This window comes from Pseudomonas sp. MM213 (assembly GCF_020423045.1).
GTDB classification, from domain to species: Bacteria; Pseudomonadota; Gammaproteobacteria; order Pseudomonadales; family Pseudomonadaceae; genus Aquipseudomonas; species Aquipseudomonas migulae.
This window is the reverse complement of sequence record NZ_CP081943.1, coordinates 4251839-4267423: the sequence shown is the minus strand read 5'-3', so window position 1 is coordinate 4267423 and position 15585 is coordinate 4251839. Positions and strand designations below refer to the sequence as shown.

Below are 15585 nucleotides of genomic sequence, written 5' to 3'. Positions count from 1 at the left end.
CCCTGTAGGAGCGAGGCTTGCCCGCGAAGGCGTCGTCAAAGCCAACATCAATGTTGGACATGGCCTCTTCGCGGGCAAGCCTCGCTCCTACAAGGGCTGTGCAAATCCATATAGCAGGGGAATTTCGGGCCGTTTATACGGCCCATTTTTTTGCCCGGAGAAAGCGGTTTCGTATAGAACTACATCGCATAACCAAATGAATAAATATGATTTAAAGATATATAAATCACCTGTTAAGGTCTCTCCATCGAAGCGAGATCGCCCACTGCGAATCGCCTGCACCGTTCAAGGAATCGTCTGAATGCTGGTCGTCTCACTCGGTGGCAGTCCCAGCCAACGCTCACGTTCCGGGGTGCTGCTGGAGCGCTCTCAACGCTGGTTGCAAGAGCAAGGTGTGGAAGTGGTGAGTTATCAGGTACGGGACTTCCCGGCCGAAGACTTGCTGCACGCACGGTTCGACAGCCCCAAGGTGATCGACCTGTTGCAACAGATTGAAAACGCCGATGGCCTGCTGATCGCCACCCCGGTGTACAAAGCGTCGTTTTCCGGTGCTTTGAAAACCGTGCTGGACCTGCTGCCCGAACGCGCCCTGGCGCACAAAGTGGTATTGCCCATGGCCACCGGCGGCAGCATCGCTCACATGCTGGCGGTGGATTACGCACTCAAGCCAGTGCTGTCGGCATTGAAAGCCCAGGAAATGCTCCACGGGATTTTCGCTGTGGACAGCCAGATCGCTTACGGCGAAGGCAGCGCCCAGGCGCAGCTGGCGCCGGAGCTGGAACAACGACTGAATGAATCGCTGGAGTTGTTCTTCAGCGCCATGGCCCGACGGCCCAAGCCGATCGATCCGAACCTGCTGAATGATCGTTTGTTGAGTGCTCGCTGGAGCATTTAAGCCTCACCCTGACTTGATGTACTCACCTTACTCAGCCGTCAACGGCCAAGCAGGTGCAGCCAAAACCCAACTGCAAAAAGGAGAGCGCTATGCGCACTGTCATTTTGCGTCGTGGTCTGGTCGCTCTGTTTGCTGCGGCTGTAACCTTCGGCGCCATTACTCAAGCACAAGCTGAAACCCTGCGAATCGGCTATCAGAAATACGGCACCCTGGTGCTGCTCAAAGCCAAAGGCACTCTGGAAAAACGCCTCGCCGCCCAAGGTGTCGATGTGCAATGGACTGAATTCCCCGGCGGCCCGCAGCTGCTTGAAGGCCTGAACGTCGGCTCCATCGACTTCGGTGTCACCGGCGAAACGCCTCCGGTATTTGCTCAAGCGGCGGGCGCCGATCTGCTCTACGTCGCCTACGAACCGCCTGCGCCGCACAGCGAAGCGATCCTGGTGCCGAAGGACTCGCCGATCAAATCGGTGAAGGACCTCAAGGGCAAGAAAGTCGTGCTCAACAAAGGCTCCAACGTTCACTACCTGCTGGTCCGCGCGCTTGAAGACGCCGGCCTCAAATACACCGACATCCAGACTGTCTTCCTGCCGCCGGCCGATGCCCGTGCCGCGTTCGAGCGTGGCAGTGTCGATGCCTGGGTCATCTGGGACCCGTACCAGGCCGCCGCCGAGAAGCAGCTGCAAGCGCACACCCTGCGCGATGGCAAGGGCATCGTCGACAACCATCAGTTCTACCTGGCGACCAAGCCTTACGCACAGAAAAATCCCGAGGTGATCAAGACCCTCGTGGAAGAAGTGCGCGCCGTCGGCGAATGGTCCAAGGCCAATCCTGAAGACGTGACCAAGCAGGTCTCGCCACTGCTCGGCTTGCCGGAAGACATCACCCTGACCTCGGTGAAACGCCAGGGCTACGGCGCGTTGTTCCTGACCCCGGAAGTGGTCGCTGCGCAACAGAAAATCGCCGACAGCTTCTACCAGCTCAAGCTGATTCCGAAGCCGCTCAGCATCAAAGACGTGATCTGGACGCCGCCGGCAGCCGTTGCCAAAGCGCAGTAATTCGATTCCCCAAGGAGACCACTCCATGAGCCTCAATATCTTCTGGTTCCTGCCTACCCACGGCGACGGCCATTACCTTGGCACCGCCGAAGGCGCTCGCGCCGTTGACCACGGTTACCTGCAACAAGTCGCGCAAGCGGCGGATCGTCTGGGCTTCGGCGGGGTGCTGATTCCCACTGGCCGCTCGTGCGAAGACTCGTGGCTGGTGGCCGCGTCGCTGATCCCGGTGACCCAGCGTTTGAAATTCCTTGTCGCCCTGCGCCCCGGGATCATTTCCCCGACGGTGGCTGCGCGTCAGGCCGCGACACTGGATCGTCTGTCCGGCGGTCGTGCGCTGTTCAACCTGGTGACCGGCGGTGATCCGGAAGAATTGGCCGGCGATGGTTTGTTCCTGACCCACGAAGAGCGCTATCAGGCTTCGGTGGAATTCACCCGCATCTGGCGTCGCGTGCTGGAAGGCGAAACCGTCGATTACGACGGTCAGCACATCAGCGTGAAAGGCGCCAAGTTGCTCTATCCGCCGATCCAGCAACCGCGTCCGCCGCTGTATTTCGGCGGCTCGTCGGAAGCCGCGCAAGACCTGGCCGCCGAGCAAGTGGAAATGGTCCTGACCTGGGGCGAACCGCCGGCCGCCGTGGCCGAGAAGATCGAACAGGTTCGCGCCAAAGCCGCGAAGCTTGGCCGCACGGTGCGCTTCGGTATTCGCTTGCACGTGATCGTCCGTGAAACCAATGCCGAAGCCTGGCAAGCGGCGGATCGACTGATCTCGCACCTGGACGACGACACCATTGCCCGTGCCCAGGCTTCCCTGGCGCGCTTCGATTCCGTGGGCCAGCAACGCATGGCGGCGCTGCATGGCGGTAGTCGCGACAACCTGGAAGTCAGCCCTAACCTGTGGGCCGGCGTCGGCCTGGTGCGTGGCGGTGCCGGTACTGCACTGGTCGGCGACGGTCCGACCGTGGCCGCCCGCGTGAAGGAATACGCGGACCTGGGCATCGACACCTTCATCTTCTCCGGTTATCCACACCTGGAAGAGTCGTACCGCGTCGCCGAGTTGCTGTTCCCGCATCTGGACATCGAGCGTCCGGAATTGCCGAAAAGCGCCGGTTACGTCAGCCCGTTCGGCGAGATGGTCGCCAACGACATTCTTCCCAAAGCAGCGTCCCAGAGCTGAGGCGCGCCATGAAGAGAATCATCCACAACTTTGCGCCCTGGGCGTTGCCGATTTTGCTGTTGGCGGTGTGGCAGTTGTCGGTGTCGGCGGGCTGGTTGTCGACACGGATTCTGCCGGCGCCGATTGCCGTGATCGAAGCCGGGGTGAGCCTGGTGCGCAGCGGTGAAATCTGGACGCACCTGGCCATCAGCGGCTGGCGTGCGGCGCTGGGCTTCACCATCGGTGGCGGCATCGGCCTGGCGCTGGGCTTCATTACCGGCCTGTCGAAATGGGGCGAGCGCCTGCTCGACAGTTCGGTGCAGATGATCCGCAACGTGCCACATCTGGCGCTGATTCCGCTGGTGATCCTGTGGTTCGGCATCGACGAGTCGGCGAAGATTTTCCTGGTGGCGTTGGGCACCTTGTTCCCGATCTACCTCAACACCTACCACGGCATTCGCAACGTCGACCCGGCGCTGGTGGAGATGGCGCGCAGCTACGGCTTGTCCGGTTTCAGTCTGTTCCGTCAGGTGATTCTACCGGGTGCATTGCCTTCGATTCTGGTCGGCGTGCGTTTTGCGCTGGGCTTCATGTGGCTGACCTTGATCGTTGCTGAAACCATTTCCGCGAGCTCCGGCATTGGCTACCTGGCAATGAACGCTCGGGAGTTTTTGCAGACCGACGTGGTGGTGCTCGCGATCCTGATGTACGCGGTGCTCGGCAAACTGGCCGACCTCGCGGCTCGTGGACTTGAACGTGTGTGGCTGCGCTGGCATCCGGCGTATCAGGTTGCCAAAGGAGGTGCCGCATGACCGCTCAACAACCTCCACGCCTGCTGCGCGGGATTCCGCTGGTGGTGCGCAAGCTGCAAAAAACCTTCGGTTCGCGGCAGGTGCTGCGCGAGATCGATCTGCACATTCCGGCCGGCCAATTCGTCGCCGTGGTGGGGCGCAGTGGTTGCGGCAAAAGTACCTTGCTGCGGTTGCTCGCCGGTCTCGACAAACCCACGGGCGGTGAATTGCTCGCCGGTTCCGCACCGCTGAGTGACGCGCGGGAAGACACCCGGCTGATGTTCCAGGAAGCACGTCTGCTGCCGTGGAAAAAGGTCATCGACAACGTCGGCCTCGGTCTCTCGGGTAACTGGCGGCCACAGGCGCTGGAAGCGTTGGAGTCGGTCGGCCTGGCGGACCGCGCCAATGAATGGCCGGCGGCCTTGTCCGGCGGGCAGAAGCAACGTGTGGCCCTGGCCCGCGCGCTGATCCATCAACCGCGCCTGCTGTTGCTGGACGAACCGCTGGGCGCGCTGGATGCCCTGACCCGGATCGAAATGCAGCAACTGATCGAACGGCTCTGGCAGAAGCACGGTTTCACCGTGTTGCTGGTGACTCACGACGTCAGTGAAGCGGTGGCGATTGCCGATCGGGTGATCCTGATCGAAGAGGGCGAAGTCGGCCTCGACCTGCACGTGGAACTGCCGCGCCCTCGGGTTCGGGGTTCGCATCGGCTGGCGGCGCTGGAAACCGAAGTCCTCAATCGCGTCCTCGCGCTGCCTGGCCAGCCGCCGGAACCGGAACCTGTTTCACCCTTGCCTACGCAACTGCGCTGGGCTCAATAACTCAAGCCTCATTCAACGACAGGAATCAACATCATGACTATCAAAGCCATCAACGTTCGTAACCAGTTCAAAGGCTCGATCAAGGAAATCGTACTGGGTGACGTGCTGTCGGAAATCGACGTGCAAACCGCTTCCGGCATCGTCACGTCGGTGATCACCACCCGCTCGGTGAAAGAGCTGGAGCTGGTGGTCGGCAGCGAAGTGATCGCGTTTGTGAAATCCACCGAGGTGTCGATCGCCAAGTTGTAAGGGCGTGCACAATCAACAACCCCGGAGGGTTCGAACCCTTCGGGGTTTTTTATGCGCGTGAATCAGTGAGTCTGGCGGTGCAGCCATCGTCGGAACGCCGCCCGGAGCCGGCTCACTCCCACATTTGGAATGCATTCCCCTGTGGGAGCGAGCCTGCTCGCGATGAGGCCGGTGCAGCTAAAAAATAATCAGGCAGGAATAGCACGCTTGGGCAAATACGGCGGCAAATACAGCCCAAGATACGCATCAAACACCCGCATCCCTTCCTCGGCCATGCGCGGCGTAATCTGCCCATGCTGCTGCACCGAACGCGCATACACCCGATCACCCAGCTCCATGGCCAGCGCAAACACATCAACGTCAGTCGGCAATTTGGGCAGTTCGAAATGATGATCGAACAGCTTGTGCATCAGGTCGCCCAGCTCAATGTCGTGCTGACGGTCTGCCTGAGTCACTTCGGTCAGGCCATGCTGCGCGAGGATCAACTGGCGGGCGGCGGCGTCTTCGTCGTAGATGTCGAGCATGCGTTGTTCCACCAACCGCGACAGGTCCCGCCAGCCGTTGAGCGCATCGTGGTCGATGGGCGCTTGCAGGCAGGCGCGGAAAGCGGCATGGACGTCGGCAGTCAGCGCTTCGAGCAGGGCCGGGACGCTGGCGAAAAAGTGGTAGACCGAGGAGGGCGGGATGTCCGCGCGTTCGGCAACGCTGTAGATCGACAGACTGGCCACGCCCTCGGCGGCCAGCAGCGTGCGGGCGGCATCGAGTATCGAATCGATCCGGGCCTGGCTGCGGGCGCGGGGTTTGCGTGGGGTGGCGAGTCGGGTCATTGACGGTCTCCTGCGGGGCAGCGGGCATTGTACGAGGCGGGTGGCACCTTGTCTGTATGGGCACCGCTGCCCGAATTGACTGTCAGGACTGATTAGCCTCCGACGTGCACACTCCGACCGTTCAAGGGTTGAACTGGGCGTGAATTCATCGGATAGAGCACCTGGAAAGCCTCCAGTTGCGCGCGGGAAATTTCCAATGGAGTGGTCAGCACATTCCAGCGCACGCCTTCGGTACAGGGAGGTGTTGTGAGGGAGCCCATGTAGGAATAGGCGTTATGGTTTGCAGGTAATAACTGCGCAACGTTAATCGCCTCCAGGTTCGCAGTGCCACCTGTATTTTTTGGCATGGCTGCCAGGACAGGCTCCAGGTTCGGGTTGTGAGCACCCTCTTCAAACACCACGGCCACCACGGCCAGTTCGCCTGCGGCATTGCGATGAACCAGGTGTGCGTCCATCGGGAAGATGCGCCCCTGGATCATTTCTTCACTTGGCGTATGGAAATGCAGTTGTACCAAGGAGTAATGACCGGAGGCCAGATTGATTCCTCCGGCGTTCTCTGGAGTTACTTGGATCGTATGACCGTTGTTCACTACCGTGGCTTTGCCTGAAAGATAGGTAAAGTTCAGAGGCTCCAGATCGGTTTTGACCGCGTCACGAATATCAATGGGCGACTGTGTTTGGCCTGACGAGCAGAGGCTGTACTCGCTCTTCAGTTCACCCCAGTTTTGTGGGCCGGTGGGGGCGGAATAGCTCCATGGGGCCGTGTCGCCAGTGGTTGCCCAGGCGGTCGTGCACAAACTGGCGACGATCAGAGTCATGGCTGTACCCAATCGCTGTTTTTTCATTTTTGTTCTCACACGTAGTCAGGGAAACGGAAAGAGTTCCGGAGTCTGGAGTGTGAGGTGGTGGTCAGGGGACAGATGTCGTTAGCGTCTGACGAATTCGTAGGAGTTTTCCTTGGTTTTTGGTCGCAAGCATTCCATAACAAATCGCGAGCAAAAAAAAACGCCGCAAGCTGTGAAGCCTGCGGCGTTCCTTTTTCACTGCAACCGCTTAAACGGTATGCAGATACCAGTTGTACTCAAGGTCGGAGATGGAGTGTTCAAACTCCTCCAGCTCGCTTTCCTTGCAGGCCACGAAGATATCGATGTATTTCGGATCGATGTACTTGGCCATGACTTCGCTGTCGTCCAGCTCGCGCAATGCGTCGCGCAGGTTGTTCGGCAGGCTTTGCTCGTTCTGCTCGTAGGAGTTGCCTTCCACGGGTGCGCCCGGCTCGATCTTGTTGGTCAGGCCGTGGTGCACGCCCGCCAGGACCGAAGCCATCAGCAGGTACGGGTTGGCGTCGGCGCCGGCCACACGGTGTTCGATACGTACGGCATCGGCGGCGCCGGTGGGTACGCGAATCGCTACGGTGCGGTTGTCCAGGCCCCAGCACGGCGAGTTCGGCACATAGAACTGCGCGCCGAAACGACGGTAGGAGTTGACGTTCGGGCAGAGGAAAGCCATCTGCGCCGGTAGGGTCTCGAGCACACCGCCGATCGCGTGTCGCAGCGCGGCGTTCTGCTCGGGATCCTCGCTGGCAAAAATGTTTTTGCCATCTTTATCAAGAATCGAAATGTGGACGTGCAGACCGTTGCCCGCCTGGCCCGGGTAAGGCTTGGCCATGAAGGTGGTGTCCATCTCATGGTCGTAGGCGATGTTCTTGATCAGGCGCTTGAGCAGGACCGCGTAGTCGCAAGCCTTGATCGGGTCGGCCACGTGGTGCAGGTTTACTTCGAACTGCGCCGGGGCACTTTCCTTGACGATGGCGTCGGCCGGGATGCCTTGCTCTTTTGCACCTTCCAGAATGTCCTGGAGGCAGTCGACGTATTCGTCGAGGTCGTCGATCAGGTAGACCTGTGTCGAGTGCGGGCGTTTACCGGAAACCGGCGAGCGAGGTGGTTGCGGACGGCCGTTCACGTTCTCCTGGTCGATCAGGTAGAACTCCAGCTCGAACGCGGCGCAGATGGTCAGGCCCATTTCGTCGAACTTGCGCACCACGTTGGCCAGCACTTCGCGCGGATCGGCGAAGAATGGCTCGCCTTCGAGTTCGTGCATGGTCATCAACAGTTGCGCGGTAGGGCGCTTCTGCCAGGGCTCATTGCACAGGGTGTCGGGGATTGGATAGCAGATTCGGTCAGCATCGCCGATGTCCAGGCCCAGGCCGGTGCTTTCCACCGTCGAGCCGTTGATATCCAGAGCAAATAGAGAGGCCGGCAGGTTGATGCCTTTCTCGTAAACCTTGTGGAGGCTGGTGCGTTCAATGCGCTTGCCGCGCACCACACCATTCATATCCGCAATCAGAAGGTCAACGTACAGAACCTCAGGATGTTCCTTAAGGAACGCGTTCGCTTCGTTAAGCTGAACGGCACGCGGGGGTACCGACATGATGCAACACCTTTGTTGTTAAAAATATCAATCATTGATCTCTTCGGATTCCAGTCAACCCGAACGGCATGCCGAAGTCAAGCGAGGCCTTTTTTGCCCTAAAAAAGCGCCCATGAGGCTTTTTTGAGGCACTTTGGGGCGTTTTTATGCCTTTGAATGCTTTGCCGTCCGCGGGCTTGAGCGGGCCGTGTTGTATTTTTTACGGGGGTGTTGTGTAAAAAAATGAACAAGGCTAAGCTCGATTCAAACCCATAACAGCAATAATACCGGGGTGCTTCATGTCTCGCCTGCCGTTAATCGGCGTCGCCGTCTGCTCTAAGCAGATCGGTCTGCATGCTTATCACATCAGTGGCGATCGTTACGCTCACGCCAGGGCCCGTGTTGCCAAAGGCGTGCCGTCGACTCTTCCTTCCCCGGCAAACCGGCTGGTTCCGTCCGATATTCTGGACGGTCTGCGCGACATTCTCTTTACGGGTTGTCCTTCCAATATAGAACCGTTTTACCTGGCTGGCCCGACCAACGTGTCGGTCATCGCTCATGATTCTGCACGCCTTGCATTGTTCCCGTTCACCCATGCCGTCGTCGAGGCAGGTATTTGTGCGCGGCAATTGCAGTGGCAATCTGTACCAAGCGACGCCCGTGCGTCAAACAACGCCTGACTTATAAGAGTCAGGAAACTCAGCCTAAGAGGCATTTATGAGTAACAACCTCGACCAGCTCACCGATTGGTTGAAAGACCACAAGATCACAGAAGTCGAATGCATGATCGCCGACTTGACCGGGATCACCCGGGGCAAGATTTCGCCGACCAACAAGTTCATTGCTGAAAAAGGCATGCGCCTGCCCGAGAGCGTTCTGTTGCAGACCGTGACCGGCGACTATGTCGAAGACGACATCTATTACGAACTGCTCGATCCGGCCGACATCGACATGATCTGCCGTCCCGACTCGAATGCAGTGTTCCTGGTGCCATGGGCCATCGAGCCGACCGCCCAGGTGATCCACGACACTTATGACAAGCAAGGCAACCCGATCGAGCTGTCGCCGCGCAACGTGCTTAAAAAGGTTCTGAAGCTCTATTCCGACAAGGGCTGGCAGCCAATCGTGGCGCCGGAAATGGAGTTTTACCTGACCAAGCGTAGCGACGACCCCGACTACCCGCTGCAACCGCCAATCGGTCGCTCGGGGCGCCCGGAAATCGGTCGCCAGTCGTTCTCCATCGAAGCGGCCAACGAATTCGATCCGCTGTTCGAAGACGTCTACGACTGGTGCGAACTGCAGGAGCTGGACCTCGACACGCTGATCCACGAGGACGGCACGGCGCAGATGGAAATCAACTTCCGTCACGGCGATGCCCTGTCCCTGGCCGACCAGATCCTGGTGTTCAAACGCACCATGCGCGAAGCCGCGCTCAAGCACGACGTGGCCGCCACTTTCATGGCCAAGCCGATGACCGGGGAGCCGGGCAGCGCGATGCACCTGCACCAGAGCATCATCGACATCGAGACCGGCAAGAACGTCTTCTCCAATGAAGACGGGACCATGAGCCAGTTGTTCCTGCATCACATCGGTGGCTTGCAGAAACTGATCCCCGAGCTGTTGCCGCTGTTTGCCCCGAACGTCAACTCGTTCCGCCGCTTCCTGCCGGATACGTCGGCGCCGGTGAACGTGGAGTGGGGCGAAGAGAACCGCACCGTGGGCCTGCGGGTGCCGGATGCCGGGCCGCAAAACCGTCGGGTGGAAAACCGCCTGCCGGGGGCTGATGCCAACCCGTACCTGGCGATTGCCGCGAGCCTGCTCTGCGGTTACATCGGCATGGTCGAAGGCTTGAACCCAAGTGCGCCGGTGGTGGGGCGCGGCTATGAACGCCGCAACCTGCGCCTGCCACTGACCATCGAGGACGCGCTGGATCGCATGGAAAACAGCGCGACCATCGAGAAATACCTGGGCAAGAAATTCATCACTGGCTACGTCGCGGTCAAGCGGGCCGAGCATGAAAACTTCAAGCGCGTGATCAGCTCCTGGGAGCGGGAATTCCTGCTCTTCGCCGTCTGATGCGCCGGGCGCCGCTGCTTTTGGCGGCGCCTTTCACCGAAATCTTAGGAGAGTTCGCATGACCAGCAACAACCCGCAAACCCGTGAATGGCAAACCCTGAGCAACGATCACCACCTGGCCCCGTTCAGCGACTTCAAGCAGCTGAAAGAGAAAGGCCCGCGGATCATCACCAACGCCAAGGGCGTTTACCTCTGGGACAGCGAAGGCAACAAGATCCTCGACGGCATGGCCGGCCTGTGGTGCGTAGCGATCGGCTACGGTCGCGATGAACTGGCTGATGCCGCCAGCAAGCAAATGCGCGAGTTGCCTTACTACAACCTGTTCTTCCAGACCGCCCACCCACCAGTGCTCGAGCTGGCCAAGGCCATTGCCGACATCGCGCCAGAAGGCATGAACCATGTGTTCTTCACCGGTTCCGGCTCCGAAGGCAACGACACCATGCTGCGTATGGTCCGCCACTATTGGGCGATCAAGGGCCAGCCGAAGAAGAAAGTCATCATCAGCCGCAAGAACGGTTATCACGGTTCCACCGTGGCCGGCGCGAGCCTGGGTGGCATGACGTACATGCACGAACAAGGCGACTTGCCGATCCCGGGCATCGTCCACATCGCCCAGCCGTACTGGTTCAGTGAAGGCGGCGACATGACACCGGAAGAGTTCGGTGTGTGGGCGGCCAATCAGCTGGAAGAGAAGATTCTGGAAATCGGCGTGGATAACGTCGGTGCCTTTATTGCCGAGCCGATCCAGGGTGCCGGTGGCGTGATCATTCCGCCAGACACCTACTGGCCGCGCATCAAGGAAATCCTCGCCAAGTACGACATCCTGTTCGTGGCGGACGAAGTGATCTGTGGTTTCGGCCGCACCGGTGAGTGGTTCGGTACCGATTTCTACGGCCTCAAACCCGACATGATGACCATCGCCAAAGGCCTGACGTCCGGCTACATCCCGATGGGTGGCCTGATCGTGCGTGACGAAGTGGTGGCGGTGCTCAACGAGGGCGGCGATTTCAACCACGGTTTCACCTACTCCGGACACCCGGTGGCGGCGGCGGTGGCGCTGGAAAACATCCGCATCCTGCGCGAAGAAAAAATTATCGAGCGCGTTCATGCAGAAACGGCACCTTACTTGCAGAAACGTTTGCGGGAACTGAGCGATCACCCGTTGGTGGGGGAAGTGCGCGGGGTGGGGCTGTTGGGGGCCATCGAACTGGTTCAGGACAAGGCCACGCGCAAGCGTTACGAAGGCAAGGGCGTCGGCATGATCTGCCGCACATTCTGCTTCGACAACGGCCTGATCATGCGTGCCGTCGGCGACACCATGATCATTGCTCCGCCACTGGTGATCACCAAGGCTGAAATCGATGAGCTGGTGACCAAGGCACGCAAGTGCCTGGACCTGACCCTGAGTGCGTTGCAGGGCTAAGTGCTAGGCTCTGAGCGGGAGACATGAAACTTTCGCTCAGGGCAGTCGCAAACGGCGGCCTTTCCTTGAAAGACCGCCACCGATCTTGCCAGACTAGCCGCGGTTCCAGTTGCCCGGGTTTGGCCGCTGAACAAAGTGGTTCAAAAAAGAAAAATTTGGAGCATTACGCATGAAGGCATTAGGAAAAAAGCTTGCTGGCAAGACACTTCTCGCCATGTCCCTGATGGGCATTATGGCGGGTGCGGTTCAGGCGGACGACAAGGTGTTGCACGTCTATAACTGGTCCGATTACATCGCTCCGGACACCATCAAAAAGTTCGAAACCGAGTCCGGCATCAAAGTCGTTTACGACGTATTCGACAGTAACGAAACCCTGGAAGCCAAGTTGCTGGCAGGCAAGTCCGGTTACGACATCGTCGTACCGTCGAACAACTTCCTGGCCAAGCAGATCAAGGCCGGCGTTTACCAGAAGCTGGACAAGTCCAAGCTGCCTAACTGGAAGAACCTGAACACTGACCTGCTCAAAGCGGTATCGGTGAGCGACCCGGGCAACGAACATGCCTTCCCGTACATGTGGGGTTCGATCGGTATCGGCTTCAACGCCGAGAAGGTCAAGGCTGCACTGGGCGCCGATGCACCGACCAATTCCTGGGACCTGTTGTTCAAACCTGAAAACATCGCCAAGTTGAAATCGTGTGGCGTCAGTTTCCTCGATTCGCCAACCGAGATGATTCCGGTGGCGTTGCACTACCTGGGCTATCCAACCGACAGCCAGGACAAAAAACAACTGGCCGAAGCCGAAGCGCTGTTCCTGAAGATTCGTCCTTCGGTTGGCTACTTCCACTCGTCCAAGTACATCTCCGACCTGGCCAACGGCAACATCTGCGTAGCCGTGGGTTACTCGGGTGACATCTACCAGGCCAAAGCGCGCGCCGCCGAAGCCGGTGACAAGGTGAAAGTCAGCTACAACATTCCGAAAGAAGGTGCCGGCAGCTTCTACGACATGGTCGCCATCCCTAAAGATGCCGAAAACGTCGATGGCGCCTACAAGTTCATGACCTTCCTGCAAAAGCCGGAAATCATGGCTGAAATCACCAACGCGGTACGTTTCCCGAACGGTAACGCGGCGGCCACTCCTCTGGTCGAAAAAGAAATCACCGAAGATCCGGGCGTCTACCCGCCTGCCGATGTGCTGGCCAAGCTGTACGCGATTGCCGATTTGCCGGCCGCGACCCAGCGGATCCTGACTCGCAGCTGGACCAAGATCAAATCCGGTAAGTAAGCAGTAGTAACCCTTGTAGGAGCGAGCCTGCTCGCGATGAACCTGAGAGCAACGCTGGGTGTCAGGCACCCAGCGTCATCGTTGACGACCATCGCGAGCAATCGAGCGTCGACCGGCTGCTCCTACACGGATCTTCATAAAGTTTGCTGGAACGGTTTTTCGAGGGTAAGTTGCGCGCCGGTTTTGTTGCTGGGCAGCTACGACTGTCATGTAACGCGGGGCAACTTGGGCCCAACTAATTTTAGAGGACCTCCACTTGCCTATTTTTTCTTTGTTGCGCAATGCATTGCTGGCCGGTGCCGGACTGACGATGGCTGTCAGTGTCCAGGCTGCCGGCACGGTGCATATTTATAACTGGTCGGACTACATCGGCGAGACCACCCTGGCCGACTTCCAGAAAGAGACCGGTATCAAACCGGCATATGACGTCTTTGACTCCAACGAAACCCTGGAGGGCAAGTTGCTCGCCGGGCGTACCGGCTATGACGTGGTCGTGCCGTCGAACCACTTCCTCGGCAAGCAGATCAAGGCCGGTGCTTTCCAGAAACTCGACAAGTCGAAGTTGCCGAACTACTCGAACCTCGACCCCGTATTGCTCAAGCGTCTGGAGCAAAACGATCCGGGCAACTTGTACGCCGTCCCTTACCTGTGGGGCACCAACGGCATTGGTTACAACGTCGACAAGATCAAGGCTGTGCTGGGCGTCGACAAGATCGATTCCTGGAGCGCGGTGTTCGAGCCGGAGAACATCAAGAAGCTGCAGAGTTGCGGCGTGGCGTTCCTCGACTCCGCCGATGAAATGATGCCGACGGTCCTCAACTACATGGGCCTGAACGCCAACAGCACCAACCCCGAAGATTACAAAAAGGCTGAAGCCAAGTTGCTGGCGGTGCGGCCTTACGTGACCTACTTCCACTCCTCCAAATACATCGCGGATCTGGCCAACGGCGATATCTGCATCGCGATCGGTTTTTCCGGCGACATGTTCCAGGCCCGCAACCGTGCGGCTGAAGCGAAGAAAGGCGTGAACATCGCCTACACCATTCCCAAAGAGGGCGGTGCGCTGTGGTTCGACATGCTCGCGATTCCGAAGGATTCGGGCAACGTCAAAGAGGCCCACGCCTTCATCAACTATTTGTTGAAACCCGAGGTGATCGCACAGGTCAGTGATTCTGTTGGCTATGCGAACCCCAACCCTGGCTCGGACAAATTGATGGAGCAGTCCATCCGCACCGACGAGTCGGTTTATCCACCGCAAGCAGTCCTCGACAAGACCTACGTGTCGGTCGAGTTACCACCAAACATTCAACGTTTGATGACCCGCAGCTGGACCAAGGTCAAGTCGGGCAAATAGCTTCAGGGCTCAAACTATCCAGGTTGGCTCACCTTGAGCGAACTGCACTCTTTTTTTGGGAGTTTCGTAAATGGCAGTTGCCTCCGGCGCCTATAAGAAAGCCCTCGAGGGCGACCAGTCACCTAAACAGGTGCTGGTCAAAATCGACCGGGTCACGAAGAAGTTCGACGAGACGATTGCCGTGGACGATGTGTCCCTGGAAATCAAGAAAGGCGAGATTTTCGCCCTGCTCGGCGGTTCGGGATCGGGCAAGTCCACGTTGCTGCGCATGCTCGCAGGCTTCGAACGGCCCACGGAGGGGCGCATTTTCCTCGATGGCGTAGACATCACCGACATGCCGCCCTACGAGCGGCCGATCAACATGATGTTCCAGTCGTACGCCCTGTTCCCGCACATGACCGTGGCGCAGAACATCGCCTTCGGCCTCAAGCAGGACAAACTGCCTGCGGCTGAAATCGATGCCCGCGTGGCCGACATGCTCAAGCTGGTTCAGATGACCCAGTACGCCAAGCGCAAGCCGCATCAACTCTCCGGTGGTCAGCGTCAGCGTGTTGCCCTGGCGCGTTCGCTGGCCAAGCGACCGAAGCTGCTGCTGCTCGACGAACCGATGGGTGCGCTGGACAAGAAGCTGCGTTCGCAAATGCAGCTTGAGCTGGTCGAGATCATCGAGCGCGTCGGCGTAACCTGCGTCATGGTGACCCACGATCAGGAAGAGGCCATGACCATGGCCGAGCGCATCGCGATCATGCACCTGGGCTGGATCGCCCAGATCGGCAGCCCGATCGACATCTACGAAACCCCGACCAGCCGCCTGGTCTGCGAGTTCATCGGCAACGTCAACATCTTCGACGGTGAAGTGATCGACGACGCCGAAGGCCATGCGACCATCACCTGCAAAGACCTGGATCGCCAGATCTACGTGGGCCACGGCATCAGCACCTCGGTGCAGGACAAATCCGTGACCTACGCGATCCGTCCGGAAAAACTGCTGGTGACGCCGGACATGCCGACCTGCGAATACAACTGGTCCAGCGGCAAGGTGCACGACATCGCCTACCTCGGTGGCCACTCGGTGTTCTACGTCGAGCTGCCGAGCGGCAAGATCGTCCAGTCGTTCGTCGCCAACGCCGAACGCCGTGGTCAGCGCCCAACCTGGGGTGACCAGGTTTACGTGTGGTGGGAAGACGACAGCGGCGTGGTACTCCGCTCATGAACATGCGCAAATTCAAACGCCGCCTCAATCGAAT

14 protein-coding genes and 1 pseudogene are annotated in these 15585 nt (G+C 59.0%); 12 read left to right on the top strand and 3 right to left on the bottom strand.

Annotated features, from left to right (window positions below):
* Positions 1 to 301: 301 nt before the first annotated feature.
* The 6 genes from ssuE (at position 302) to K5R88_RS19445 (ending at position 4967) form a co-directional block, all read left to right on the top strand.
* Positions 302 to 895, top strand: coding sequence for an NADPH-dependent FMN reductase (gene ssuE / locus K5R88_RS19470; protein WP_008026012.1), 594 nt, complete (start codon positions 302 to 304; stop codon positions 893 to 895).
* An 89-nt stretch (positions 896 to 984) separates the two neighbouring features.
* A complete protein-coding gene (locus tag K5R88_RS19465; RefSeq protein WP_008026015.1) occupies positions 985 to 1950 on the top strand; it encodes a sulfonate ABC transporter substrate-binding protein in 966 nt (321 codons plus the stop codon).
* Positions 1951 to 1975: 25 nt separating this feature from the next.
* On the top strand, positions 1976 to 3124 hold the full coding sequence (gene ssuD, locus K5R88_RS19460; RefSeq protein WP_008026018.1) for an FMNH2-dependent alkanesulfonate monooxygenase: 1149 nt from the start codon (positions 1976 to 1978) through the stop codon (positions 3122 to 3124).
* Between the two features lie 8 nt (positions 3125 to 3132).
* Positions 3133 to 3915, top strand: a complete 783-nt coding sequence (gene ssuC, locus K5R88_RS19455; protein WP_008040745.1) for an aliphatic sulfonate ABC transporter permease SsuC — start codon at positions 3133 to 3135, stop codon at positions 3913 to 3915.
* Positions 3912 to 4718, top strand: coding sequence for an aliphatic sulfonates ABC transporter ATP-binding protein (ssuB, locus tag K5R88_RS19450; RefSeq protein WP_008040746.1), 807 nt, complete (start codon positions 3912 to 3914; stop codon positions 4716 to 4718). The genes ssuC and ssuB overlap by 4 nt, the downstream gene beginning before the upstream one ends.
* A gap of 33 nt (positions 4719 to 4751) precedes the next feature.
* Positions 4752 to 4967: a TOBE domain-containing protein gene (locus tag K5R88_RS19445; RefSeq protein ID WP_003229256.1), complete on the top strand. Its 216-nt coding sequence runs from the start codon at positions 4752 to 4754 to the stop codon at positions 4965 to 4967.
* A gap of 188 nt (positions 4968 to 5155) precedes the next feature.
* Here the strand turns inward: K5R88_RS19445 and K5R88_RS19440 are convergent, their stop codons facing one another.
* The 3 genes from K5R88_RS19440 to K5R88_RS19430 all read right to left on the bottom strand — a co-directional run bounded on the left by K5R88_RS19440 (position 5156) and on the right by K5R88_RS19430 (position 8224).
* On the bottom strand, positions 5156 to 5794 hold the full coding sequence (locus K5R88_RS19440) for a TetR/AcrR family transcriptional regulator (protein WP_226298216.1): 639 nt from the start codon (positions 5792 to 5794) through the stop codon (positions 5156 to 5158).
* Positions 5795 to 5886: 92 nt separating this feature from the next.
* Complete coding sequence (locus K5R88_RS19435; protein ID WP_226298215.1) at positions 5887 to 6612, bottom strand: carbonic anhydrase; 726 nt, start codon at positions 6610 to 6612, stop codon at positions 5887 to 5889.
* Positions 6613 to 6847: 235 nt separating this feature from the next.
* Positions 6848 to 8224, bottom strand: coding sequence for a glutamine synthetase family protein (locus K5R88_RS19430; protein ID WP_008026026.1), 1377 nt, complete (start codon positions 8222 to 8224; stop codon positions 6848 to 6850).
* Between the two features lie 278 nt (positions 8225 to 8502).
* Between K5R88_RS19430 and K5R88_RS19425 the strand changes: the two are divergent.
* The 6 genes and pseudogenes from K5R88_RS19425 to K5R88_RS19400 all read left to right on the top strand — a co-directional run.
* Positions 8503 to 8820: pseudogene (locus K5R88_RS19425) on the top strand (gamma-glutamyl-gamma-aminobutyrate hydrolase family protein); the annotation flags it as partial.
* Positions 8821 to 8920: 100 nt separating this feature from the next.
* Positions 8921 to 10279, top strand: coding sequence for a glutamine synthetase family protein (locus K5R88_RS19420; RefSeq protein WP_008026030.1), 1359 nt, complete (start codon positions 8921 to 8923; stop codon positions 10277 to 10279).
* 58 nt (positions 10280 to 10337) lie between these two features.
* A complete protein-coding gene (locus K5R88_RS19415) occupies positions 10338 to 11702 on the top strand; it encodes an aspartate aminotransferase family protein (RefSeq protein ID WP_008026032.1) in 1365 nt (454 codons plus the stop codon).
* A 169-nt stretch (positions 11703 to 11871) separates the two neighbouring features.
* Positions 11872 to 12984 (top strand): polyamine ABC transporter substrate-binding protein, encoded by a 1113-nt coding sequence (locus K5R88_RS19410; RefSeq protein ID WP_226298214.1) that lies wholly within the window; start codon positions 11872 to 11874, stop codon positions 12982 to 12984.
* Between the two features lie 256 nt (positions 12985 to 13240).
* Positions 13241 to 14338, top strand: coding sequence for a polyamine ABC transporter substrate-binding protein (locus K5R88_RS19405; RefSeq protein WP_329959887.1), 1098 nt, complete (start codon positions 13241 to 13243; stop codon positions 14336 to 14338).
* Positions 14339 to 14408: 70 nt separating this feature from the next.
* Positions 14409 to 15551, top strand: coding sequence for an ABC transporter ATP-binding protein (locus tag K5R88_RS19400; protein ID WP_008026038.1), 1143 nt, complete (start codon positions 14409 to 14411; stop codon positions 15549 to 15551).
* Positions 15552 to 15585: the final 34 nt, after the last annotated feature.